Origin of the sequence: Bacillus sp. BK450, from assembly GCF_004364885.1 — a bacterium.
Lineage (GTDB): Bacteria > Bacillota > Bacilli > Bacillales > Bacillaceae > Bacillus > Bacillus safensis.
This window is the reverse complement of record NZ_SOBQ01000009.1, coordinates 45,555-46,070: the sequence shown is the minus strand read 5'-3', so window position 1 is coordinate 46,070 and position 516 is coordinate 45,555. Positions and strand designations below refer to the sequence as shown.

The 516-nt window shown below is 45.3% G+C and carries 1 protein-coding gene; it reads right to left on the bottom strand.

Annotated features, from left to right (window positions below; all coding sequences use genetic code 11):
• Positions 1 to 516, bottom strand: a 516-nt coding sequence (gene map / locus EV579_RS18610; RefSeq protein WP_243837443.1) for a type I methionyl aminopeptidase, incomplete at both ends; no start/stop codon positions are given.

Sequence of the window (516 nt, the reverse complement as noted above, 5' to 3'; positions counted from 1 at the left end):
GTCCAGTTATCAGCCAATGTTTTCACATATCGGCTGCCTGCGTTCACCATCGGTTCGATGGCCAACACCATTCCAGGTTTTAGCCGCGGGCCTTTGTTGGGCGGACCATAATGAGGAATTTGAGGGTCCTCATGAAGATCCTGGCCGACCCCATGTCCAACATATTCTCTAACAACTGAAAAATTCTCATTTTCAACATACGTTTGTATGGCATGGGAAATGTTCGACAGACGTTCGCCTGGCTTTGCTTCCTGTAAGCCTTTATATAGAGATTCCTCTGTGACTTCCAGTAGTTTGCGGTCTTCATCACTGATTACCCCAACTGGATAAGTCCAAGCAGAGTCACCATGATAGCCATTTAACTTTGCGCCAATATCGATACTAATGATGTCACCATCACGTAAAACCCGTTTACCAGGAATACCGTGAACGAGTTCTTCATTCACCGAAACGCAAATGCTCCCGCGAAAACCATTATACCCTTTAAAAGATGGGATTGCACCCTGCTTAGTAATA